The 22095-nt window shown below is 73.5% G+C and carries 21 protein-coding genes and 1 pseudogene; 11 read left to right on the forward strand and 11 right to left on the reverse strand.

The features are described from left to right. Positions 1-117: 117 nt before the first annotated feature. Both ABH931_RS34045 and ABH931_RS34050 read left to right on the forward strand, forming a co-directional pair. The gene (locus ABH931_RS34045) at positions 118-297 is read left to right on the forward strand and encodes a hypothetical protein (RefSeq protein ID WP_370122247.1); all 180 of its coding nucleotides are present in this window, start codon (positions 118-120) and stop codon (positions 295-297) included. Positions 298-394: 97 nt separating this feature from the next. After that, positions 395-1264 (forward strand): helix-turn-helix transcriptional regulator, encoded by an 870-nt coding sequence (locus ABH931_RS34050; RefSeq protein ID WP_370122249.1) that lies wholly within the window; start codon positions 395-397, stop codon positions 1262-1264. 134 nt (positions 1265-1398) lie between these two features. On the opposite strand, the pseudogene ABH931_RS34055 reads toward ABH931_RS34050, so the two are convergent. Both ABH931_RS34055 and ABH931_RS34060 read right to left on the reverse strand, forming a co-directional pair. Further along, positions 1399-1689: pseudogene (locus ABH931_RS34055) on the reverse strand (DUF2254 family protein); the annotation flags it as partial. 98 nt (positions 1690-1787) lie between these two features. Then, positions 1788-2438, reverse strand: coding sequence for a TetR/AcrR family transcriptional regulator (locus ABH931_RS34060; protein ID WP_370122252.1), 651 nt, complete (start codon positions 2436-2438; stop codon positions 1788-1790). A gap of 92 nt (positions 2439-2530) precedes the next feature. On the opposite strand from ABH931_RS34060, the gene ABH931_RS34065 reads away from it, so the two are divergent. Continuing rightward, complete coding sequence (locus ABH931_RS34065; protein ID WP_370122255.1) at positions 2531-3079, forward strand: GNAT family N-acetyltransferase; 549 nt, start codon at positions 2531-2533, stop codon at positions 3077-3079. 45 nt (positions 3080-3124) lie between these two features. On the opposite strand, the gene ABH931_RS34070 is transcribed toward ABH931_RS34065, so the two are convergent. Next, complete coding sequence (locus ABH931_RS34070) at positions 3125-4801, reverse strand: FAD-binding dehydrogenase (protein ID WP_370122257.1); 1677 nt, start codon at positions 4799-4801, stop codon at positions 3125-3127. Next, entirely contained in the window at positions 4791-5447 is a 657-nt protein-coding gene (locus tag ABH931_RS34075) for a TetR/AcrR family transcriptional regulator (RefSeq protein WP_370122260.1), read from the reverse strand. The genes ABH931_RS34070 and ABH931_RS34075 overlap by 11 nt, the downstream gene beginning before the upstream one ends. A gap of 157 nt (positions 5448-5604) precedes the next feature. On the opposite strand from ABH931_RS34075, the gene ABH931_RS34080 reads away from it, so the two are divergent. Beyond that, entirely contained in the window at positions 5605-6300 is a 696-nt protein-coding gene (locus ABH931_RS34080; protein WP_370122262.1) for a peptidoglycan-binding protein, read from the forward strand. A 192-nt stretch (positions 6301-6492) separates the two neighbouring features. Then, complete coding sequence (locus tag ABH931_RS34085) at positions 6493-6942, forward strand: hypothetical protein (RefSeq protein ID WP_370122265.1); 450 nt, start codon at positions 6493-6495, stop codon at positions 6940-6942. Positions 6943-6958: 16 nt separating this feature from the next. Here ABH931_RS34085 and ABH931_RS34090 read toward each other — a convergent pair whose 3' ends face one another. Beyond that, positions 6959-7819 (reverse strand): patatin-like phospholipase family protein, encoded by an 861-nt coding sequence (locus ABH931_RS34090; protein WP_370122267.1) that lies wholly within the window; start codon positions 7817-7819, stop codon positions 6959-6961. 238 nt (positions 7820-8057) lie between these two features. Further along, positions 8058-10490 carry an RICIN domain-containing protein gene (locus ABH931_RS34095; RefSeq protein WP_370122269.1) on the reverse strand — a complete coding sequence of 811 codons (2433 nt, stop codon included), beginning with the start codon at positions 10488-10490 and terminating at the stop codon, positions 8058-8060. A 273-nt stretch (positions 10491-10763) separates the two neighbouring features. On the opposite strand from ABH931_RS34095, the gene ABH931_RS34100 reads away from it, so the two are divergent. The 3 genes from ABH931_RS34100 to ABH931_RS34110 all read left to right on the forward strand — a co-directional run bounded on the left by ABH931_RS34100 (position 10764) and on the right by ABH931_RS34110 (position 12660). After that, entirely contained in the window at positions 10764-11048 is a 285-nt protein-coding gene (locus tag ABH931_RS34100; RefSeq protein WP_370122271.1) for a hypothetical protein, read from the forward strand. A gap of 41 nt (positions 11049-11089) precedes the next feature. After that, a complete protein-coding gene (locus ABH931_RS34105; RefSeq protein WP_370122274.1) occupies positions 11090-11956 on the forward strand; it encodes a GNAT family N-acetyltransferase in 867 nt (288 codons plus the stop codon). Positions 11957-12102: 146 nt separating this feature from the next. Next, a complete protein-coding gene (locus ABH931_RS34110) occupies positions 12103-12660 on the forward strand; it encodes a hypothetical protein (RefSeq protein WP_370122276.1) in 558 nt (185 codons plus the stop codon). A 159-nt stretch (positions 12661-12819) separates the two neighbouring features. Here ABH931_RS34110 and ABH931_RS34115 read toward each other — a convergent pair whose 3' ends face one another. Beyond that, complete coding sequence (locus tag ABH931_RS34115; protein WP_370122278.1) at positions 12820-13245, reverse strand: molybdopterin-binding protein; 426 nt, start codon at positions 13243-13245, stop codon at positions 12820-12822. Between the two features lie 123 nt (positions 13246-13368). Continuing rightward, a complete protein-coding gene (locus tag ABH931_RS34120) occupies positions 13369-16491 on the reverse strand; it encodes an alpha-mannosidase (RefSeq protein ID WP_370122280.1) in 3123 nt (1040 codons plus the stop codon). A 236-nt stretch (positions 16492-16727) separates the two neighbouring features. Here ABH931_RS34120 and ABH931_RS34125 point away from each other — a divergent pair, with 236 nt between their 5' ends. Then, positions 16728-17117: a DUF302 domain-containing protein gene (locus ABH931_RS34125; protein ID WP_370122283.1), complete on the forward strand. Its 390-nt coding sequence runs from the start codon at positions 16728-16730 to the stop codon at positions 17115-17117. Between the two features lie 35 nt (positions 17118-17152). After that, complete coding sequence (locus tag ABH931_RS34130; RefSeq protein WP_370122285.1) at positions 17153-17314, forward strand: hypothetical protein; 162 nt, start codon at positions 17153-17155, stop codon at positions 17312-17314. 15 nt (positions 17315-17329) lie between these two features. Here ABH931_RS34130 and ABH931_RS34135 read toward each other — a convergent pair whose 3' ends face one another. Continuing rightward, positions 17330-18085 carry a thioredoxin domain-containing protein gene (locus ABH931_RS34135; RefSeq protein ID WP_370122288.1) on the reverse strand — a complete coding sequence of 252 codons (756 nt, stop codon included), beginning with the start codon at positions 18083-18085 and terminating at the stop codon, positions 17330-17332. Positions 18086-18182: 97 nt separating this feature from the next. After that, positions 18183-19130 carry a helix-turn-helix domain-containing protein gene (locus tag ABH931_RS34140; protein ID WP_370122291.1) on the reverse strand — a complete coding sequence of 316 codons (948 nt, stop codon included), beginning with the start codon at positions 19128-19130 and terminating at the stop codon, positions 18183-18185. Between the two features lie 113 nt (positions 19131-19243). Between ABH931_RS34140 and ABH931_RS34145 the strand changes: the two genes are divergently transcribed. Further along, positions 19244-20272 carry a trans-acting enoyl reductase family protein gene (locus tag ABH931_RS34145; RefSeq protein ID WP_370122293.1) on the forward strand — a complete coding sequence of 343 codons (1029 nt, stop codon included), beginning with the start codon at positions 19244-19246 and terminating at the stop codon, positions 20270-20272. Between the two features lie 49 nt (positions 20273-20321). Here ABH931_RS34145 and ABH931_RS34150 read toward each other — a convergent pair whose 3' ends face one another. After that, positions 20322-22058 carry a SpoIIE family protein phosphatase gene (locus ABH931_RS34150; protein WP_370122295.1) on the reverse strand — a complete coding sequence of 579 codons (1737 nt, stop codon included), beginning with the start codon at positions 22056-22058 and terminating at the stop codon, positions 20322-20324. Between the last annotated feature and the right edge of the window lie 37 nt (positions 22059-22095).

Here is a 22095-nt window from a genome sequence, read left to right on the forward strand (position 1 = left end):
ACCCGTCGATCGGGGGATCGCCGATCCCTGCCTGACCGGGCCCGCTCGCTGCGGCGCTCGGACGCAGAACGCGCGGCCCTCGGGCCGGTGGTCCGCGGCGCCGCCTAGGCTCGTGGAATGCAACGCAGCGATGTCAGGCGGGGCGACGGTACGTGGGTGGGTCTCTCGCTGGAGGTGCGGAACCGGCCGCTGCCGGGGCTCGGAGTGCTCAGCGCAGGTGCGCGACTGCTGCTCGCGCAGGAGTCGCGGACCGTCGTGCTCGCCGTCGTGGCGGAGCGTCCACAGGGCGTGGGCTGACGGGCGACGCCCGGTTCGGCGGCTGACCGCGTCCACGCGGTCAGCCGGGGATCGGTGGTCCCTGGCTCCGTCCGGTCGTGGAAGGCAAGCTGGGGGTATGGAACGTCCTGTGGATCGTGACGCGCTCGCCGACTTCCTCCGGCGGAGCCGGGAACGGCTGCACACCGCCGATGTCGGCCTGCCGGAGGGCGCCCGGCGGCGGACGCCGGGGCTGCGGCGGGAGGAGGTGGCCGCGCTCGCCGGCATGTCCGCCGACTACTACACGCGGCTGGAGCAGCAGCGCGGTCCGCGCCCGTCCCCGCAGCTGCTGGCCGCGCTGGCCCGCGCGTTGCGCCTGAGCGACGACGAGCGGGACCACCTGTTCCACCTGGCCGGCCAGCAGCCGCCCGCCCACCGCACGGTGGCCGACCACGTGCGTCCCGGGCTGCTGCTCGTCCTCGACCGGTTGTGGGACACCCCCGCGTCGGTCAACTCCGACCTCGGGGACGTGCTGGTGCAGAACCCGATGGCGCGGGCGCTGTGGGGGGACACGGCCTCGCGCCCGCCGGGGGAGCGCAACCTGATCCGGCGCTGGTTCACCGAGCCCGCCACGCGCGAGCGGATCCCGGCCGAGGACCACGAGCGGCTCGGCCGCGCGCACGTCGCCCACCTGCGCGCCGTCGCGACCGCACGGCCGGAGGACCGGCGCGCGGAGCAGCTGGTCGCGGACCTGCTGGCGCGGTCGTCCGAGTTCGCCGCGTACTGGGCCGAGCACGGCGTCGCGCAGCGCCGCAGCGACGTGAAGCGGATCCTGCACCCGATGGTGGGCCTGCTGGAACTGCACTGCGAGGTGCTGGTCAACGACGGCGGCTCGCAGCACCTGCTCGTCTTCACGGCCGAGCCCGGCAGCGTCTCGGCGGAGCGGCTGGAACTGCTACGGGTCGTCGGCCTGCAGGAGCTGACGGGCGCGGACCCGCGGCGCGGCTGAGGCCCGCCCGAGGCCCGCCCGAGGCCCGGCTCGGACGCAGCGCTCGGACGCAGCGCTCGGAAGCAAGGTGCCCATGCCCAGCGCATCACCCGGTCCTGTTGCAGCATCGGCACCACGCGGACGGAGAGCTGGGTCGCGCCGTACTGGGCCGCGAGGGTGATCGCGGTGAAAACCAGACCGGTGAGCGTGATCATGCCTCCGGCGATCGCGGCGAGCAGCGTCGCCATGATCCCGGCGCCCAGGTGGGGGAAGAGCTTCTCGCCGAGCTGCTGCTCCAGCTCCTTGGAGGAGCGGTCCAGCAGCGGCAGCAGCCAGGAGAAGAACAGCGCCCACGCGAGCAGCGCCAGCGGCAGGCTCCAGACCTTGCGCTGCCGCAGTCGCCGCCGGTTCTCGCGCCACTCGGTGCGCGCGTTGTGACGCCTCATCGTGCACAGCACGTTGAGCGATCACCGAGTCGGTCGCCCGGGGAGGCGGCGCGCGCCTGCGCGGTCCGGGATGCGGGACCGGCGGCGCGGGGTGCGCGTCAGGGCCGGCGTGCGGAGGTCGTCGCAGCCGTCGTTGCGGCAGTCGTCGGGGCCAGGTCCGCGAGGTACTCGTCGAGCAGGGCCCGCTGACGCTGTGCCGGGAACTCCTCCGGGGCGAAGAGGGCCTGCACCACCAGGCCGAGGACGAAGCTCTGGGCGGACGCCGCGAGGTCCTCCGGGTGGCGGTCCGGGCGCAGCTCGCCCCGGCGTTGCGCGGCGGCGGCGAACGCCGCGATGCGTTCGCGGGAGCGACGGTAGCGGGCGGCGTGGTCGCCGGCGAGTTCGGGATCGGTGAGGGCGGCGTCCCAGGAGCTGACCCAGATGCGGCTGCCGGCCGCGCTCTCCGGGGTGAGCGGCAGGACGTCCAGGAGGGCCGCGCGCAGGGCGGGGAGTCCCTCGGCGTCGGGGCCGACGGCCTCCGCGTGGGGCCGGGCGCGGGAGGCGTGGGCCTCGTCGAGCAGGTCGAGCGCGTAGCGCAGCAGGGCGCGCTTGCTGGGGAAGTAGTGCGTGAGCAGGCCCGTCGTCGCGCCCAGTTCACCCGCGACCGCGCGCAGCGTCAGCCCGGCGAAGCCGCGCTCGGTCAGCACGCGCCAGACGGCCGCGGAGACCTCGGCACGGCGGGCTTCGTGGTCGCCACGGGCGGGAGTCATGGCGACAGCGTACATACCCAACGCTTGTTATGTACGATCGGCCCAGCCCGCCGTCCGCCCCGCCCCGACGAACCCGAAGAACAGGACCGCCCATGTACGCCGTCCCCCTCGCCCCCGACGCCGAACTGCGCACGCTGGAGCCGTGGCAGGCGCAGGAGTTCCTCGCGAACATCGACCGCGGCCGCGAGGGCATCGACGCCTACATCCCCTTCGCCTCGCGCAACACCGACCTCGACTCGGCCCGTGCGACGCTCCAGAGCTACGCCGACCGCCAGGCCCGCGACGCCGGTCGCATCTACGGGATCTGGCGGGACGGCGTCCTGGTCGGCGGCTGCATGTTCGTGCACTTCGACGCCGCCGCGGGCACCTGCGAGATCGGCGTCTGGTCCGAGCCCGCGGGTCAGGGCCGGGGGCTGGTGACGGCCGCGGTGCGGCGACTGCTGGCGTACGCGTTCGAGGAGCGCGGCCTGCGGCGCGCGGAGTGGTGGAACAGCACCGTCAACGAGCGCAGCCGCGCGGTGGCGCAGCGGGTCGGCATGACCCTGGACGGGACCCTGCGCGAGTACACCGTGCATCACGGCGTGGCGCTCGACCTGGAGATCTGGTCGATGCTGGCCTCGGAGTGGCCCGGCTCCCGCTGACGCTCCGTCGCGCGCGCCGGGCCGCCCCTGCGGGGCCCGGCGGGGTCAGCCGGCCGTCGCGTCCGCAGCCGCACGGCCCGCCGCGCGGCCGGAGAAGAGGCAGCCGCCGAGGAAGGTGCCCTCCAGGGCGTTGTAGCCGTGGACGCCTCCGCCGCCGAAGCCGGCGATCTCGCCCGCCGCGTACAGACCGGCGACGGGGGAGCCGTCGGCGGCGAGCGCGCGGGAGGAGAGGTCGGTCTGGATGCCGCCGAGCGTCTTGCGGGTCAGCGTGTGCAGCTTGACGCCGATCAGCGGCCCGGCGGCCGGGTCGAGGACGCGGTGCGGCGTGGCCGTGCGGCCGAGGCGGTCGCCGAGGTAGCGGCGGGAGTTGCGGATGCCCTGCACCTGGGCGTCCTTGCTGAACGGGTTGGCCACCTGTAGATCGCGCGACTCGATCTGACGCCGGATCAGGTCGGCGTCCAGCAGCGGCTTCTTCGTCAGCGCGTTCATCTTCCCCACGAGCTCCGTCAGTTCGCCCGCGACGACGAAGTCCGCGCCGCGCTGCTTGAACGCCTCGACCGGCGCGGGCGCGCCCTTGCCGAGCAGGCGCTCGCGCAGGAAGGCGCGGCGGTCCTTCGCCGTGATGTCCGGGTTCTGCTCGGAGCCGGAGAGGGCGAACTCCTTCTCGATCATCTTCTGGGTCAGGACGAACCAGGAGTGGTCGTGCCCGGCCAGGTCCGGCGCGGTGCGCAGGTGGCGCAGCGTGCCGAGGGTGTCGTAGCCGGGCAGGTACGGCGAGGGCAGCCGGCGGCCCAGGGCGTCGAACCACATCGAGGACGGGCCGGGCAGGATGCGGATGCCGTGGCCGGGCCAGATCGGATCCCAGTTCTGCACGCCCTCGGTGTAGTGCCACATCCGGTCGCGGTTGACCAGCCGGGCACCCGCCCGCTCGCTGATGCCGAGCATCCGGCCGTCCACGTAGGCGGGCACGCCCGTCACCATCTCGGCCGGCGCGGTGCCGAGCCGCTCCGGCCAGAAGCGGCGGACCAGGTCGTGGTTGGCGCCGATCCCGCCCGCCGTCACGATCACCGCCTGGGCGCTGAGCTCGAAGTCGCCGGTCTCCTCACGGCTGGAGGACACCCCGCGCGCCGCGTCGTCCGGTGCCAGAACGCGTCCACGCACGCCCGTCACCACGCCGTCGGTGGTCACGATCTCGTCGACCCGTCGACGGTGATGGAATGTCAGCAGTCCTGCGCGCGCCGCCTGCTGGGCGTAGCGGACGAACGGCTCCACCACGCCGGTGCCGGTGCCCCAGGCCACGTGGAAGCGGGGTACCGAGTTGCCGTGGCCGTCGGCGCGCAGGTCGCCGCGCTCGGCCCAGCCGACGGTCGGCAGGAAGGTGATCCCGTGCCCGGCGAGCCAGTCGCGCTTCTCGCCGGCCGCGAACTCGACGTAGGCGCGGGCCCAGCGGGCTCCCCAGACGTCCTCGTCGTCGAGCCGGTCGAACTGCGCGCTGCCCTGCCAGTCGCTCCAGGCGAGGTCGAAGGAATCCTTGACGCCCAGCCGTCGCTGCTCGGGGGAGTCGACGAGGAACAGCCCGCCGAAGGACCAGAAGGCCTGCCCGCCGAGGTTCGCCGCGTTCTCCTGGTCGACCAGGGCCACCCTTCGCCCACGGGAGGTGAGTTCGTGCGCGGCGGTGAGACCGGCCAGGCCGGCTCCGACGATGATGACGTCAGCGTCCATGGTTCAGTCCTTCGGAAGTGGGAGGGGCCTCGGGGCCGGTGGGGGACAGGAGCGCGGTGATCAGGCGGCCGAGCCAGGCGCGAGCCGCGTCCGTGTCGCCGTCCAGGAGGAGTTGGACGGTCACCCCGTCGTAGAGGGCGATGACCGCGTGCGCGGCGGCGTCCGGGTCCGCGAGCTGTGGCGGCAGCGCGCGGCCGTGCTCCGCCAGTTCGCGCAGTTGCCGGGCGACGGCGGCGTGCAGGTCGGCGCGGTGGTCGGCGAGCGCGCGGGCGACACCGGGGCGGCGGGCGGCGTGCAGCAGGAACTCGGTCTTGACCAGGAGCCAGTCCCGGTCCAGCAGCAGGACGCCGGTCACCCGGGCGGTGAGCTGCGCGAGGGTCACCGCCGCCGCACCGCTGAGGGCCTCGGTGAGCTGGCGTGCGATGAGGGCGGAACGGTCGTCGTAGAGGGCGAAGAAGAGCTCGTCGAGGTCGGTGAAGTTGGAGTAGAACGCGCCGCGCGTGTATCCGGCGGCCTCGCAGACGGCCTCGATGGTGCTGTGCCCGAACCCCTCGGCGGCGAAGACCGAGAAGGCGGCCTCCAGCAGGCGGGCCCTGGTCTCCGCCCGTCGGCGGGTGACCCGCACCTGGCCCGTCGGCGGCGCCATGCGTGTCCTCCTCGTTTCGATACACCCGTGTATCCGATACGGGAATGTATCAATCGGACCGCCGGTCGTCGAGAGGGCGCGGCAGGATACAGGTCGTCCGTGCACGGGGAGAACAGCCCCGGCACAAGCGGGGCGATATCCGTATGATCTGCGACCCATGGAGCCCCAGCCCGAACTCGTCCGGCCCTATGTCGCCGCGCTGACCGGTGGCACGGACGAGCCCACCGACCCGCCCGAGCCCTGGCCGACGGCGCAGAACCTGCCACCCGTGCCGGAGGCCGCAGGGCGTGGCGCCCTGCGTGGCGCCCGCCGCGGCCGGCGCCGCTCGCTCGCCCTGACCGCCACGCTGCTGCTGGCCGCAGGCGCTGCCGTCGCCCTGCTCGTGTTCGTCACGGACGGCGGTGGGGCCCCGCGTCCGGCCGCACCCCTGGCCGCGCCCGCGGCGCTGCCCGCCCCGGGTGGAGCGGGCGCGACGCCGGCCGGGGGCGCGGGACCGTCGCACGGTGCGACGGCCACGTCGCGCGCCGCTGTGCCCGCCGGGGCGGGCAGCGCCGCGGGGTCCCCGGCGACGGGCCCCACGGCGACGGGCTCCACGACGCAGGCATCCACGTCCCCGGCGTCCTCGCCCTCCGCGACGGACGGCACGCTGCGTCCGGGCGACCGGGGCCCGGCCGTCGTGCGCCTCCAGCAGTTGCTGTTCCAGCAGGGGTTCACCTACGTCTCGGAGACCGGGGTCTACGACGACGCCACCACCCGGGGCGTGACGCAGCTTCAGGAGAACCGGGGCCTCACCGGGGACCCGGCCGGCGTCTACGGCCCGGTGAGCCGCGCCAGCCTCGACCCCGGCGACTGAGGCCGGACCGCTCGCACACGACCGGTCACGGATGACCGGTGCCCTGAACTGTCCCGTCGCCCGTGCGGCCTCCACGATCGAAACCGTCCGGTCGCCGTTCGGCACCGGAGGCAGAACCGCAGCGGTCGGCTCGGACCGGCGGCGGTCCGCAGCGGTCGGCAGCGGTCGGTAGCGATCGGAAGGGAGGCCGTCATGGACCAGTCCGTCCAACGGGCGCACCGCGTCCTGCACGCCGTCCTCGTCGAGGGACGGCAGGCGCGGGACTTCGAGGGCGACATCCTGCGGGCAGGGCCCGCGTTCGTGGGCGTGCTCGACGCGTTCTTCCGCAACGTGGTGGAGCGCCCGTTCACCGGCCACGAGAGCGTCACCACGGTGCAGGCGTATCTGGAGCGCCTGCAGCGGACCTACCCGCAGGAGCTGGCCAAGCTGGAGCCGGCGCCGATGGCCGTCTTCGTGCTGGAGCAGATCGGCCCCGGCGCGCCGCCGCCCGGTCACTCCCGGCTCTGGCCGCTGGAGGGCGGAGTGATCCACCAGATGCGGCTGGTCGCGGAGTACACCGCGAAGTACGAGGGGATCGTCGGCAAGGACCTGGAGCGGTACCTCCTGGGTGCCACCGCCCGCTACGACGCCGAGGACTACTGAGCGTCTCCCGGTGCCCTCAGCCCCACACGGCCGCGACCTCGGCGGCGTGCGCCGCCGCCTGGGCCAGGCCGGCGCGGGCCGCCGGAGCGCGGCGCGAGGGGTCGAGGACGTTGCGGCCGAAGGCGCGGCGCGCGGCACGGTCGGGGGTGATCAGGGCGACCCGGGCGCCCGCCGCGGCCAGGCGCGCGGCCTGGCCGCGCGCCGATGGGATGGGCCCGCCGCCGACGGCGATCGGGGCGACGATCACCACGCTCGCGTACCCGGCGGCGAGGTCGGCGTTGGTCGCGGAGCGGATGCCGCCGTCGATCCACCGCCGTCCGGCCGCGCTCACCGGCGGCCAGACCCCGGGGACGGCGCAGCTGGCGGCGACCGCGTCCAGCAGGTCGACCTCGCCGTCGCGGTCGAACGCGGCGCGGGCACCGCTGTGCGCGTCCACCGCCGTCACCATCAGGCGCCGCTCGGGCCACTCGTGCCGCACCAGGCGTTGCGCGAGGACCTCGCGGTGCGCGGAGGCGCCGGACGGCGGCGCGGCCAGCGCGAGCGCGCCCATGCGGGCGCCGAAGGTCTCCGGGTCACGGGAGCGCAGCGCGCCCCAGGCGTAGCGGGCGAGCACGGCCGCGCCGAGCCGGTCGCCGGTCTCGCCGGGGACGTCGACGAGCTGGCGTTCGTAGAGCTCCTCGGCGTCGAGCAGGCCGGAGGTCAGCTGTGCGCCCACGACGGAGCCGGCGGAGGTACCGACGACCAGGTCGGCGCTCGCGCCCAGGTCGACGCCGGCCTCGGCGAGGCCGTGCAGCACGCCGCACTCCCACCCGATGCCGGTCAGCCCACCGCCGCCCAGGACCAGGGCGCGTCCGCTGAGCCCGACCGCGTCGCCCATCTGCCCGACCCCCGCCCTCGTCGCCGTTGCCTGACACTGCCGCTGCTTGTCGCCGCTGCTGCCTGTCGCCGCCGCTGCTTGTCGTTGCAGTCGCTTGTCGGAGCCGGCGGCTCTCGGCGTCGGTGTCACCCGTCGGGCCGACGATAGGGCGGCGCGCCGCCGTTGAGAAGCCCCGTCCCCTCCCGGCTGCTGCCGTGGCCGGGAGGGAACGGGCGCCGAACCCGTGGCGCGGTCGCGGTCAGCCGACCTTGACCAACTGCCACTGCTGGTTGCTGCCGCCGTTCAGCGGCCACTGCAGCACCGTCGCGCCGGTGCTCTGCGACCCGCCGCTGACGTCGGTGAGCTGGGCGTCGGACCGGCTCTCCAGGGTGTAGTACCCGCCGCCCGCGGGGGCGATGAGCCACTGCTGGTTGGTGCCGCCGTTCGCGGTCCACAGCTCCAGTCCGGTGCTCTCGACCGAGCTCGCGTTCGGCACGTCGAGGGCCTTGCCGCTCTGCACACCGGTCACGGTGTAGTAGCCGCCGCCGGCGGGAGCCAGGGTCCACTCCTGGTTGGTGCCGCTGTTGCGGGTCCACTGGATGATCGGCGTGCCGTCGGCGGTGCCCTGGCCCTTGGCGTCCATGGCCTGACCGCTGTTGCGGTTGACCAGCACGTAGGTGCCCGACAGGTCGGTGGCCGCGCCCGGCGTGACGTTCAGATCGGCGAACTGCGCGCCGATCCAGCCGGAGGTGCCGACGCCGACCTGACCGGAGCCGTAGCTCGTGTCCGTGACGGCCCCGCCGACCTGGGTGCCGTCGATTTTCGCGGTGATCGTGCTGCCCGCGAAGGTCAGCGCCAGGGTGTGCCAGGTGCCGGTCCCGGGCGCGGTGATCGTGCCCGAGGTCAGCGTGGTGAGGGTGCCGCCGGAGCTGTTGCGCACCAGCGACCAGGCGCCCGAGTCGGAGAGCTGGAGCTGGTAGGCGTTGACATCGGCGGGGGAGAAGCCCTTCTGCAGGCCGACCCGGCCCAACAGGACGGCGGAGCCGGACTGCTGGAGCAGCGTGTCGACGGAGACGGTGTAGTCGGACCAGGACAGGTCCCCGGTCACCGCGTACGGATCGCTCGCGTTGTCCCAGGCGATGGGCGCGGTGGTCGCCAACTGCTGGACACAGGAGCCGGACCGGCCGCCCGCACAGGGCTCGCCCTCGAACGCGCCGTTGATCGCCGAGAGGTAGGGCACCTCACCGCCGGTCGCGGTGCCCGAGATCGGCGCGCTGTAGGGCAGCGCGAGGACGGAACGGCTCGGCGAGACCGCGGTCCCCGCGCCCTGGCCGGTGGTGGTCGTCACGGTGTAGACGCGGCCGGGTTGCAGGGTGAGCGTGTAGACGCCGCCGCTCGCGGTCAGGTCCGTGCCCTTGACCAGGTAGGAGCTCTGGCTGGTGGAGGAGAAGTCACTGGACCACACGTGCAGCGCTCCGGCCGGCAGCCCGCCGGCGACCTGGAAGGTCACCGTCTGCGCGGCCGTCGCGTCGAGCGTCTCGATGACGCTGCTCCAGGCGGACTTGTCCGGTGCCCGGTAGCTGACGTAGCTGCCGTTGGCGCGGTTGCCGCCGAGGTAGCCGCTGCCGCTGTCGAGGTACTGCCAGCCGGGGGCGGTGAACTGCGTCGTCTGCGCGACGGCCCACAGGCTCTGCCCCACCTGGTAGTTCCCGGACCAGGGCTGAGTGGCCGTCATCAGGCCCATCGTGTTGTACCGGAGGTTCTGGTAGATCGAGGCCACCAACGGCCAGTTGATGAACGCGCTCATCTTCGCGTCCAGGTAGCCGCGGTTGATCGCGCGGGCGATCGGCGCGCCGCCGGTGTCGAAGTCCTCCGAGCCGTTCTCGCTCGCCCACAGCTGCTTGCCGGTGGCCTGGGCGTCGGCGCTGCTGGAGCAGGTCGTCATCGCGGACATGTAGCTGCACGGGTAGTGCGCGCCGATGATGTCGACGGCCGAGTTCAGTGCGGAGTCCGAGCGCATGCTGGTCGCGATGGACCAGTCGCTGTCGGCACCGACGACCTTGGTGGCGTAGCCGTTGGCGGCGAGGGCGGCGTGCAGGCTCTCGTACCAGCTCGCGTTGAAGCCGCGCTCGTTCCAGCCGCCGAGGTAGTCGATGGTCAGCCCGTGGGACTTGGCACAGCCGAGCCAGGAGAGGAGGTAGTTCACCATGTCCTGGGACCAGAAGTTCCCGCTGCCCACCCAGCCGGGCGCGCCCCAGGCGAGGCCGTAGAGCTTGATGCCCGGGTTGCGTGCCTTGGCCTGCTCCATCAGCCACCACTCGTAGCCGGCGTTGCAGTCCACGACGCCGCGGGTGTGCTCGTGGCTGAGCTCGGACCCGTCGGTGGAGTTGGTGTCGCCGCCGATCTCCACCTTGAGGATCTGTAGCGCGGCCCCGTAGCCGGGTTTGAAGAGGTAGTCGAGGATCTGGCCGCGCTGCGGCTCGGGATAGTCGGCGAGCAGACGGGAGTTGCCGCCTCCGCCGGAGATGGCACCGACACCGTCGAAGGTGCGGCCGGTGGCGTTGCCGTCGACGGTGACGGCGGTGGTGGTCGTCGCGGCGCGTGCGGTACCCGGCAGTTGGCCGAGGACGAGGGCGAGCAGCAGCGCGAGCAGCGCGGCGACGGCGCGTTGCGGGTGACGGGTGGACGGCATGGGCGGGTGCCTCCGAATCCATGAATCCAACAAGAAGGAACGGGAAGCCGCGCGCTGATCAAACAGAAAGCAACTGGTATCGACGAAATGTGACAGTAGGCAGTTGCTGATGACCCGTCAATAGCGGCGCCGGAAACGGCCTGTCGGCGCATCAGAAAGGGATCACGATCGCCGGGACGCGCCCGGCAGCGACACCCGGACGAAGCTCTGAGCCTCTGGCTGAGGCTCTGTCGGCTACTGTGCTGAGATGGCGATGTCGGTCGGGGAGGTGCGATGACGGCCCGTTCGTACGTCCTCGGGCTGCTCGTGGTCGGTTACGCCGGTTTCGCCTTCTCCGGGATCCTCATCGCCGCCGCCGGTGTCGCGGGCGCCGCACACCCGCACGAGTTCGCCGCCTTCTTCGCCGTTGTCGCGGTGCTGGCCGTGGTGGCGGGCTTCCTCGGAGGGAGGCTCGCCGCCGCGCTGGGTCGGGTGTGGGACCGGCGTTGGGACGAGTACCGCGTCTCGTGGGCCGTCCGCGAGGCCGAGCAGATCCTTCGTGCCGACCCCGGCCGATAATCGGTTGCAGGCCCCCGAGGGCCGGGTGTCTGATCCCGGCTATGACGATTGTGCTGAGTACGCCGACGGCCGACGCAGTGCGCGAGGCCATGGCAGCGCTACGGGAGTGGCAGCACGACGAATCGCCGATGCAGCTGCACGCGGGGGACATCGGCTGGAACTACCGGATCGGAGCGGCCGAGACGGCCGCGGCGGTCCGGACCTGGAGCCGGGACGGACGGATCCTCGCCGTCGGGTTCGTGGATTCGCCGACCGTGGTGCGGATGACGGTCGCGCCCGATGCGTTCCGGGACGAGGACCTGGCGCGGCGGCTCGTCGAGGACTTCTCGCTGCCCGAGCGCGGCGTGCTGCCGGACGGCGCGGTGTCCATCGAGGCGCCGCACGGCCTGCTGCTCCACGACCTGCTGACCGAGGAGGGCTGGGGCGTCGACGAGCCGTGGACGCCGCTCTTCCGTGACCTCACCGGGCCGGTGGAGGATCCGGGCGTGCCGATCAGGGCGATCGGCCCCGGGGAGGCACAGGACTTCGCCGACGTCCTGCGGTCCGCGTTCAACACCACCAAGCCCTCCGGCGCGTACCGGCACCAGATGTCCGCCGCCCCGTTCTTCGCCGACGCCTGCTGCCTGGGCGCCTACGACGACCAGGGCAACCCGGCGGCCGTGGTGACGGTCTGGTCGGCCGGGCCCGGCAGGCCGGGGCTGGTCGAGCCGATGGGCGTGCACGCCGACCACCGCGGTCGCGGCTACGGCCGGGCCATCACCCTGGCCGGGGCGGCCGCGCTGCGGGAGCTGGGGGCGTCCAGTGTGCGCGTGTGCACGCTGAGCTCCAACGTCGGCGGCGTCGCCACGTACAAGGGGGCCGGCTTCGAGGTGCAGCCGGAGGTCGCCGACCGCCTCCGCAAGGCCTGACGCGGCCGGCCGACCACACCGCCCGTCTGTCGGGCTCAGTCGCAGCGGCGTTCCACCCACCACCGAAGCCGGTGACACAATGCGTCCGTTCCAACTCGGTGTTGGTCCAGTGAGCATGTGAGCCGCAGTTCGAAGGAGCAACCCCCGTGCGCAAGATCCCCACCCTCTTCCTGCGGGACCCCGACGACCGCGCCCACGTGCTGCCCGAGATCAACCCCGTTTGTCAGTGGGTGATCGACGGCGAAGGCACGGCGACCCGAAAATTTGACGGTACCTGCGTCATGCTCGACGAGTCCGGCGAGTGGTGGGCACGGCGGGAGATCAAGCCCGGCAAGACCCCGCCGCCGAACTACGTCGCCGTCACGACCGACGAGGTGACGGGCAAGACGATGGGCTGGGAGCCGATCGAGCAGTCGGCGTTCGCGAAGTTCCACGTCGAGGCCCTGGCCGAGCCCGGCGTGGGTGGCCGGAAGCCGGGCACGTACGAACTCGTCGGGCCGAAGATCAATGGGAACCCGGAGCGAGAGCGCAGCCACCGGCTCATCGCGCACGCCGACGCCCAGCGGCTGCCCAACCCGGAGCTGACCTACGAAGGCATCCGCGCCGCGGTCGTGGCGTACGGAAGCCTGGGCGCCGAGGGCATCGTCTGGCATCACGAGGACGGGCGCATGGCCAAAGTGAAGGCAAGGGACTTCCGCCAGTGACCGGGACGACCGTACGTCCATGCGCCGCCTGCGGGGCGGCGGACCGCTTTCCAAGCTGACCGTGCCGCCCCTGTACCAACCGCCGCAACGCCGAGCGCGGCGAGGACAAGAAGGCTTGGGCGCGACAGAACCGAGCACTGCGGCACTACGGGACAACCTTCAGGGCTGTGCGGTGAGCAGCGACACGTCCGTCGCCTTGATCAGCGCCACCACCGCCGTGCCCGGGGCCAGGCCCAGCTCCGACGCTGACAGCTCCGTGATGGCCGCGGTCAGCTCGCCGCCCTCGATGGCGACCTTGACCGTGGCCATCGCCGCGCCCGGCGTGACGGAGGTGACCGTGCCCGGGAGCTGGTTGCGGATGCTGAGGCCCTCGACCGGGCCGGTGGCCAGGGAGACCTCGGTCGCCTTCACCACCGCGTGGACCGCGGTGCCCGGCGCCAGGCCGAGATCCGCGGTGGCGTCGGCGGTGATCGCCGCGGTGATGGTCTGCCCGCCGGTGAGTCGGGCCTGGACGGTCGCCATGGCGGCGCCGGCGGTGACGGAGGTGACCGTGCCGGCCAACTGGTTGCGGATGCTCAGGCTCATGGTGGACCTCGCGGGACGGTGGGGCGGGACGGCTCTCCTGCCACGCTAGCCACGGGATCGTGCGCCCGCCCGCGAGCCACGCGTCGGAGGCGGGCGGCACCACCCGGGGGATGCAGTCCGGGGCTACGCCTCCTCGGCGGGGGACAGCCGCAGGGTGAGGATCTGGAACGGGCGAAGCCGCAGCACGACGGTGCCGTCCAGGCCGGGGACGTGGCTGGCGACGTGGCCGGCGGCGTGGGCCGGGGCGTCGGGCAGCGGGCGCTCCAGCAGGTCGGTCTCGGTGACCGCGCCCAGGGCGAAGCCAGGCCGCAGGGTCGCCGTCGCCCGGCCGCCGAGGCTCTCGTAGAGGCGGACCACCACGTCGCCGCCCCTGTCGTCCGCGAGCTTGACCGTCTCCAGCACCACCGCCTCGCCGTCCACCGCGACGAGCGGCGCGACACCCGCCCCCGCCCCGACCTCCGCCACGCGCCGCGCGGGGAGGTTCAGGGCGTGGCCCGCGCGGACCGCGTCCGCCGTGGTCGCACCGGGGACGAGGCGGTAGCGCAGCAGGTGGACGCCCTGGTCCGTCTCCGGGTCCGGGTAGCGCGGGGCGCGCAGCAGCGAGAGGCGCACGGTGGTGGTCTGGCCGCCGTCCGACAGCCGCACGTCGCGGGTGACGTCGTGGCCGTAGGTCGAGTCGTTCGCGAGCGCGACGCCGAAGCCGGGCTCCGCCACGCGGATCCAGCGGTGGGCGCAGATCTCGAACTTCGCCGCCTCCCAGGAGGTGTTGCGGTGGGTGGGCCGCGCCACGTGGCCGAACTGCGTCTCCGCCTCCGACACGTCCGCCTTGACGTCCAGTGGGAACGCCGCCTTGAGCAGCCGCTCCGACTCCCGCCAGTCGACCTCCGTCTCGAAGTCGAGCTCCCGTGCGCCCGGGCGGAGCGTCGTCGTCTGCTGGACCTTCGATGCGCCGAAGCGCCGGGTGACCGTCACGACGGCCGCGCCGTCCTCCGTCCCCAGCCGTGCGTCGAGGGTGTCCAGATCGGTCAGGTCGGTGACCCGGTGCCGGTAGAACTCGTCGATGTCCCAGGCGTCCCACATGGTCGGGAAGTCGGGGTGGAGCTGGAGCAGGTCGGCCGCGCCGCCGGGGGCCAGCGCCTCCCGGGACGAGGCGCGGTCCAGGACCGAGACGACCAGGCCGCGCGCGTCGACGACCACCCGCAGCAGGCCGTTGTCGAGGACGAAGCCGCCGCCGGCTCCCGCCGTCAGGTCGACGGCGGGGGCGACCTCGGGCGGTGGCGCAGCGCCACCCGCCGGGACGCCCTCGCGGGCGTGCGGAGCCCCGTTGAAGACCAGTACGGTCCTGTCCCCGTCCCCGTCCCCGTCCCCGTCCCCGTCCCTGTCCCCGTCCCCAGCACCGCCACCCGCCAGCGCGCGCTGCGCGGCCTCGACCAGCGCCTCCAGCTCGGCGTGCACCCGCGCGTACGTCTCCCGGGCCTCGCGGTGGACCCAGGCGATGGAACTGCCCGGCAGGATGTCGTGGAACTGGTGCAGCAGCACCGTCTTCCACAGCCGCTCCAACTCCTGGTACGGGTAGGCGAAGCCGGGTACGCGCAGCGCCGCGGTGGCGGACCACAGCTCCGCCTCGTGCAGCAGCGACTCGCTGCGCCGGTTGCCCTGCTTGGTCTTCGCCTGCGAGGTGTAGGTGCCGCGGTGCAGTTCCAGGTAGAGCTCGCCGACCCAGACCGGCGCGTCCGGGTACTCGGCCTCGGCGGCCGCGAAGAAGGCGGCGGGCGGCTCCACCGTCACCCGCGGCGAACCCTCCAGATCCCGCAGGCGCCGCGCCCGGGCCAGCATCTCGCGGGTCGGGCCGCCCCCGCCGTCGCCCCAGCCGAACGGCACGAGCGAGCGCGAACCACGGCCCTTCTCACGGTAGTTGCGTGCGGCGTGGGCCAGCTGCCCACCGCTCAGGTCGCTGTTGTAGGTGTCGACGGGCGGAAAGTGCGTGAAGACGCGGGTGCCGTCGATGCCCTCCCACCAGAAGGTGTGGTGCGGAAAGCGGTTGGACTGGCTCCAGGAGATCTTCTGGGTCAGGAACCAGCGGTTCCCGGCCAGCCGCACCAGCTGCGGCAGGGCGGCGGTGTAGCCGAAGGAGTCGGGCAGCCACACCTCCCGGGTCTCGAGGCCGAACTCCTCCAGGAAGAACCTCTTGCCGTAGACGAACTGACGGGCCATCGCCTCGCCGCCCACCATGTTCGTGTCGGACTCCACCCACATCCCGCCGACGGGCACGAACCGCCCTGCCCGCACCTGCTCGACGACCCGCGCGAAGACCTCCGGACGGTGCTCCTTGAGCCAGGCCAACTGCTGCGCCTGGGACATCGCGAAGACGAACTCCGGGTTCCCGTCCATCAGTTCCACGACGTTGGCGCAGGTCCGCGCGACCTTGCGGACCGTCTCGCGCTGCGGCCAGAGCCAGGCGGTGTCGATGTGCGCGTGTCCGACGGCGCTCAGCCGGTGGGCGGACGCGTGCGCGGGCGCCGCCAGGGCGGCATCGAGCTCGGCGCGGGCCCGCCCGGCGGTGCCGGCGACGTCTGCGAGGTCCAGCGCGTCGAGGCAGCGCTCGATCGCCCGCAGCAGGTCGAAGCGGCGCGCCTCGTCGGTGGGCACCTGCTCCATGAGCTGCCCGAGCACCTCCAGGTCCTGCACCAGCTCCCAGACCTCGCGCCGGAACACGGCCAGCTCCATTCGGGCGAGCCGGTACTGGGGAGTGCGGTCGCGGGTGAGCACGTCGCCCTGACGGGTGGGGGAGTGGGCGATCAGCACCGGGTTGGCCGCGGCCTCGACCAACAGCTCCACGGTCTCCCCGCCCCGGGCGGAGTCCGCCACCCGCACCCAGGACGTGCGCGGGTTGAGGCCCTTGACCGGTGTGCCGTCGGGAAGGTGGACGAGGCCCTCGCACTGGAAGCCCGGCAGGTTTGGGTCGAAGCCCAGGTCGAGCCGTGCCTCCACGGTCCGTCCGGCCCACTCCGCCGGGACCTCGCCGCGGATGCGGAACCAGGTCGTTCCCCACGCGGGACCCCAGGCGGCGTCCGCCGGGCAGTCCTCGTACGCGGCGCCCAGCCCCTCGGTGACCGGCACCGGCTCGCCCGGCACGTCCCAGCGGGCGACCGCGAGGGGAACCGACTCCCCGTAGACGGCGGGCTCGATCCGTTCACGCAGCACGCGGTGCAACCGGCGTTCGACGGTGGCGCGGTCGTCGTGCATGGAGGTGCCTCCCGTCGGTCAGGACGTGACAAGACCGTCTTACCCCCTCGCGCCGCTGCCGAGCAGCAGGCCACCCGGTGCGGTGCGTCGGTGCAGCACGGCACAGAGGCCTCGGGCCCGACATGGCCGACCAGGTGCGGGGCTTCCGGCGGAGGCACTCCGGGGGCCACTGATCCCTTGACTATTACCCCCGGGGGTATAGTGGGATGCAGGAACCGAGGAGAAAGGGCGGCACCGTGAGCTACGACCGCACCGTCCGGATGGACACCACCGACTTCGCCGAGGCCGTCTCGGCGGTCCGGGAGGCGCTGGCCGCGCAGGGCTTCGGCGTCATCACCGAGATCGACCTGGCCGCCACCATGAAGGCCAAGCTCGGCGAGGAACTGGAGGACTACCTCATCCTCGGCGCATGCAACCCCCCGCTCGCCTACGCCGCGGTTTCCGCCGACCGAAACATCGGTCTGCTGCTGCCCTGCAACGTCGTCGTCCGACGCGTGGACGACCACGTCCTGGTGCAGGCCGTCGACCCGGGCATGATGGTCGAGCTCTCCGACGCGGACGGCCTGCGGGCGGTCGCCGAGGAGGCCACCGCCCGCCTGGACGCGGCCCTCGCCGCGCTCGTCTGAACCCCGCCGTCCCAGCACCGAGGAGCCGAACCACCATGTGCCGTCGCGTCACCTGCCGCCGTTGCGGAAAGTACACCTACTCCGGCTGCGGTCAGCACGTCGACCAGGTCCTGTCCGGCGTCCCCTCCGCGCAACGCTGTGCCTGCGCTGCCGAGCCGAGGCCCGCCCGCAAGGGCTGGTGGCCCTTCGGCCGCTGAGGCCGGGCCGCTGGGCTACTTCAGGGCCGCCTCGACCTGCGCGGTGAACTGCGCCACCGGGATCGGCTCGCGGTCCTGGCCGATGACGCCGATGCGGGTGCCGTCGACCTTGACGGTCGGGGTGCCCGTCACGTCGGAGTCGTAGAAGGCGTCCGCGACCTTCTGGGCCCAGGGGAGGTAGGTGCCCTCCTTGACGGCCTTGTTGAAGGCCGGGGTGCGCAGGCCGTCGACCTTGTTCGCCAGTTCCAGGAGGGTGGCCGTCGAGCCGTAGGTGTCCGTGCTCTCCTCCTCGGGCTGCGCCTTGTAGAGCACGTCGTGGTACTGCTTGAACTTCTCCGGGCTCTCGTTGAGCGCGGCGCCGAGCGCCGCCAGCGCGGTCTTGGAGCCCTTGCCGCCGAGGCTCTTGTCGAGGAACGCGGCCATATGAAAGTCGATCTTCAGCTTGCCCTGGTCCGCCATGGCGGTCAGTGTCGGCCCCAGCGCCGTCTCGAACCTCTCGCAGAACGGGCAGCGCATGTCCTCGTACACGGACACCGTGTTCGGCGCGTCGGCCTTGCCGTAGGTGATCACCGTGCCGTCCGTCCCGCTCGCGTGCGCGGGCACGACCAGGGGGCCCGTGACGGCGGCCGAGGCGGACGTCTCGGGGGACTTGGCGGTGAACGCCCAGGCCACCCCGCTGCCCGCGAGCAGGGCCGCCGCCACCGCGCCCGCGACCACCGCGTTGCGGCGCTTGCGCCTGCTGGTGCTGACGGTGCTCGGGCGGGGGCTCATGCGCGGTCCTGTCTGTCGGGGGCGGGGTACGGGTTCCACCCAACGTAGACAGACGCACCGACGGGACCGAAGGGGCCAAAGTCCCGAACTGCCGGACTCAGCTACGGAACGTGCGCCGGTAGGTGTCCGGCGGCACGCCCAGCGTGCGGTGGAAGTGGCGCCGCAGGGTCGTCGCGGTGCCCATGCCGGTGGCGGAGGCGACAGCCTCCACACTGTCGTCCGTCGTCTCCAACAGCTCCTGGGCACGCCGGATCCGCTGCGTCAGCAGCCACTGCAACGGCGTGGTCCCGGTCACCGCCCGGAACTGGCGTCCGAGGTGACGGGAGCTCATGTGCGCGCGGCGCGCCAGGTCCTCGACGGTCAGCGGCTCGTCCAGTCGCCGCATCACCCAGGGCAGCAGCTCCGCCAGCGGGTTGCCGTCCTGCTCCGGCACGGGCGTGGTGACGAACTGGGCCTGCCCGCCCGCCCGATGGGGTGGCACGACCAGGCGGCGCGCGACCGCGTTGGCGACCGCCGAGCCCCGGTCCAGCCGGACCAGGTGCAGGCACAGGTCCATCGCCGCGGCCTTGCCCGCCGAGGTCAGCACCCGGCCGTTGTCGACGTAGAGCACGTCCGGGTCGACCTCGACCCGCGGATACCGGGCGGCGAGCGTCTCGGTGTGGGCCCAGTGGGTGGTCGCCCGCAGCCCGTCCAGCAGCCCGGCCGCGGCCAGGGCGAAGACGCCCGTGCACAGGGAGACCACCCGCGCGCCGGCCCGGTGGGCCTCGCGCACCGCGTCGACCAGGTCGGCGGGCGGGTCCTCGTCGACCTCCGCCAGTGCCGGAACGATCACGGTGTCCGCCCGGGCGAGACGCTCCAGACCGGCGTCGGGCTCCACCAGGAAGCGCCCGACGCGCACCGAGGACGCGCCGCAGACGGCGAGCTCGTACCAGGGCCCCGGCACGCTGTCCGGGGCCGATCCGAACACCTCCGTGGCCAGGGCGAGTTCGAAATGCAGCATCCCGTCGGTGGCGGCGATGGCGACGGCGTGCGAGTCCGTAGGCATGTCCGGAAGTGTACGGGTCGTGTCGTTCCGGACGCTGGGACTCGAAGGCGGTTCGGGACAGGATGGTCACAACGGATCACCGAGGAACGGGATCCGGGACACAGGGAGTGGACATGGGATCGGGTCGGACGGTGGCGGTGTTCGGTGCCTACGGGCACACCGGGCGGTTCGTGGTGGCGGAGCTGCGCGAGCGCGGCTTCGAGCCGCTGCTCGTCGGCCGCGACGAGACCAGGCTCCGGGCCTTCGCGCAGACCGTGCCGGGAGCGGAGGCGCGCGTGGCCTCCGTCGAGGACGCCGACGCCCTCGACCGTGCGCTGGCGGGCGCCGCCGCGGTGGTCAACTGCGCCGGTCCGTTCGCGTCGACGGCCGGTCCGCTCGTGGAGGCGGCGCTGCGGGCCGGTATCCCCTACGTGGACGTGGCGGCCGAGCTGGAGGCGAACCTCGACACCTTCGCCCACTACGCCCAGAGCGCCGCCGCGGCCGGGGTGCCGGTGGTCCCCGCGATGGCCTTCTTCGGCGGCCTCGGCGACCTGCTGGCGACGACCGCGATGGGCGACTGGACCACGGCCGACGAGGTCCACATCGCCTACGGCCTCAGCAGCTGGCACCCCACGGCCGGCACGCTCGCCGCCGGGGCGGTCTCCGCGCAGCGGCGCGGCGGGCGCAGGATCCGCTGGAGCGGCGGGCACCTCCAGCACCACGACGACGCGCTGCCCACGGTCGAGTGGTCCTTCCCGGCGCCGCTGGGACCCCAGCCGGTCATCGCGGAGTACACCATGGCGGACGTCGTCACCGTCCCCACCCACCTGGACGTTCCCGAGGTCCGCAGCTACATGGCCGCTGTCGCGGCGGCGGACCTGGCCGCGCCGGACGCCACGGCCCCGACCCCTGTCGACGAGCGCGGCCGCTCCGCGCAGACCTTCGTCGTCGACGTCCGCGTCCGCAAGGCCGGAGCGGAGCGCCGTGCGGTCGCTTCCGGCCAGGACATCTACGCGATCAGCGCACCCCTCGCCGTCGAGGCGGTCGACCGCCTCCTCTCCGACCGCGTCCGCACCACCGGCGTCGCCTCGGCCGGCGCGGCCTTCGACGCGGAGGACTTCCTGCGCTCCCTGGGGGCTTACCTCAAGCTCGAGACGGCGTAGCCGTCTCCAGCGGCGCGGGGCTCTGGACGATGCAACTGTAGGTCCGCTGCTACGTGCGGCGGACGAGGAGGAGGGCGAGGTCGTCGCGGAGGGTGCGGGTGAGGGGGCGGGAGTCCACGAGCGCGTCGGCGAGGGCTTCGAGGGGGCGGGCGGTGCCCCTCGCGCGGAGCAGGGTGAGCAGGCCGCGGACCGAGGTGTCGTAGTGCTCGGTGCGGTCCTCGATCAGCCCGTCGGTGTAGAGCAGGAGCGTGTCGCCCGGCGTCAGCCGGTGCTCCGTCAGCGGGTAGGTGGCGCCGGGGTCGATGCCGAGCGGCGGGCCGCCGGGGACGTCGAGTTCGCGCGGCTCCCCGGAACGGTCTGTCAGGACCGGGAGCGGGTGGCCCGCGCGCGCGGCGAGGAGGCGGCCGGTCGCGGTGTCCAGGGTGACGTAGCAGCAGGTCGCGAAGAGGCCGGTGTCCAGTTCGGTGAGCAGGCGCCCGGTGCGCTCCAGCACCACCGCGGGGTCGTGGCCCTCCCGGGCGAACGCGCGCAGCGCGACCCGGAGCTGGCCCATCACGCCGGAGGCGTGCGCGTTGTGGCCCTGCACGTCGCCGATGACCAGGCCGACCCGCTCACCCTCCCCGTCGGGTTCCAGCTCCAGCACCTCGTACCAGTCGCCGCCCACCTCCATGCCCACCGTGCCGGGCCGGTAGCGGGCGGCCGCGGTGTGGCCGGCGATGCCCGGGATGCGGCGCGGCAGCATCGCCCGCTGGAGTTCGGTGGCGCGCTGGTGTTCGGCGTCGAACAGCAGCGCGCGTCCGAGCGCCTGCGCGACGATGCCGCCGAGCGCGGTGAACGTGGCGCGCTGCTGCTCGTCGAAGCGCCGCACCCCCGGATAGCCCACGATGCAGCCGCCGATGCGCTCGCCGGCCGCGATCAGCGGCAGTACCGCCCAGGAGCGGACGAGCGGGCGCTCGCCGGGCGGGGGCGGCGCGGAGACGCCCTCGACGAAGACCGGCTGCTCCTGCTCGACGGCCCGGCGCATCACGGCGGCCGCCGCGGGGCGCAGCGGGTGCAGTGTCTGGGGCTGCGGCTCGTGCAGCGGCTGACTGCCGATGCCGACCAGGTTGCCGTCGGGGGTGAGGTGGATCAGCACCGTCTCCGCGTTGAGCGAGGGCCGGGCGATGTCCGTGAGCACCCGCATGACGTCGGCGGCCGTCGTGGCCCGGGACAGCGCACGGGTGATGGTCAGCAGGAAGGAGTCGGTCGCGGCGGCGGGCGGCGCGTCCGTCGGGGCGCTGCCTGCGTGGCGGCCGCGGGCCCGGTCCTCCAGGGAGGACGTGGGCTGGGCGTGGCCGGGGTCGGGACCGTCGTCGGTGCGGTCGATGAGCAGGCCGATCACCCGCGCGGGGCGGCCGTCGGCGCCGAGCACGACCTCGCCGCGCTCCTCGATCCGGCGTACTCCGCCGTCCCGCCGGGAGATGCGGTAGTGGTTGCGGTAGCGGCCGCCGCGTTCCAGTACCTCGGCGGTGGCCGCCGCGAGCCGGGCGGCGTCGGCGGCGTGCAGGGCGTTGAAGAAGGCGTCGGCGCGGCCGTCGAAGTCGTCCGGGGCCACCCCGACGAGGTCGCAGACGGCTTGGTCCCAGTGGATGGAGCCGCTCGCCAGCTCCCAGCGGAAGGCGCCGGCTCGGGCCGCGCGGACCGACTCGGACAGCGAGAGCGCGGCCGTGGGCAGCTCCGACATGGACAGGGGCGTCGTGGACAGCGGTGCCGCGGGCAACGGCGTCGTCTCCTGACCTCGCTCCACGAAACCCCGCCCTCCGGCCGCCGCACGCTCCCGGGGC

It is taken from the genome of Streptacidiphilus sp. MAP12-33, from assembly GCF_041261265.1.
Taxonomy (GTDB): domain Bacteria; phylum Actinomycetota; class Actinomycetes; order Streptomycetales; family Streptomycetaceae; genus Streptacidiphilus.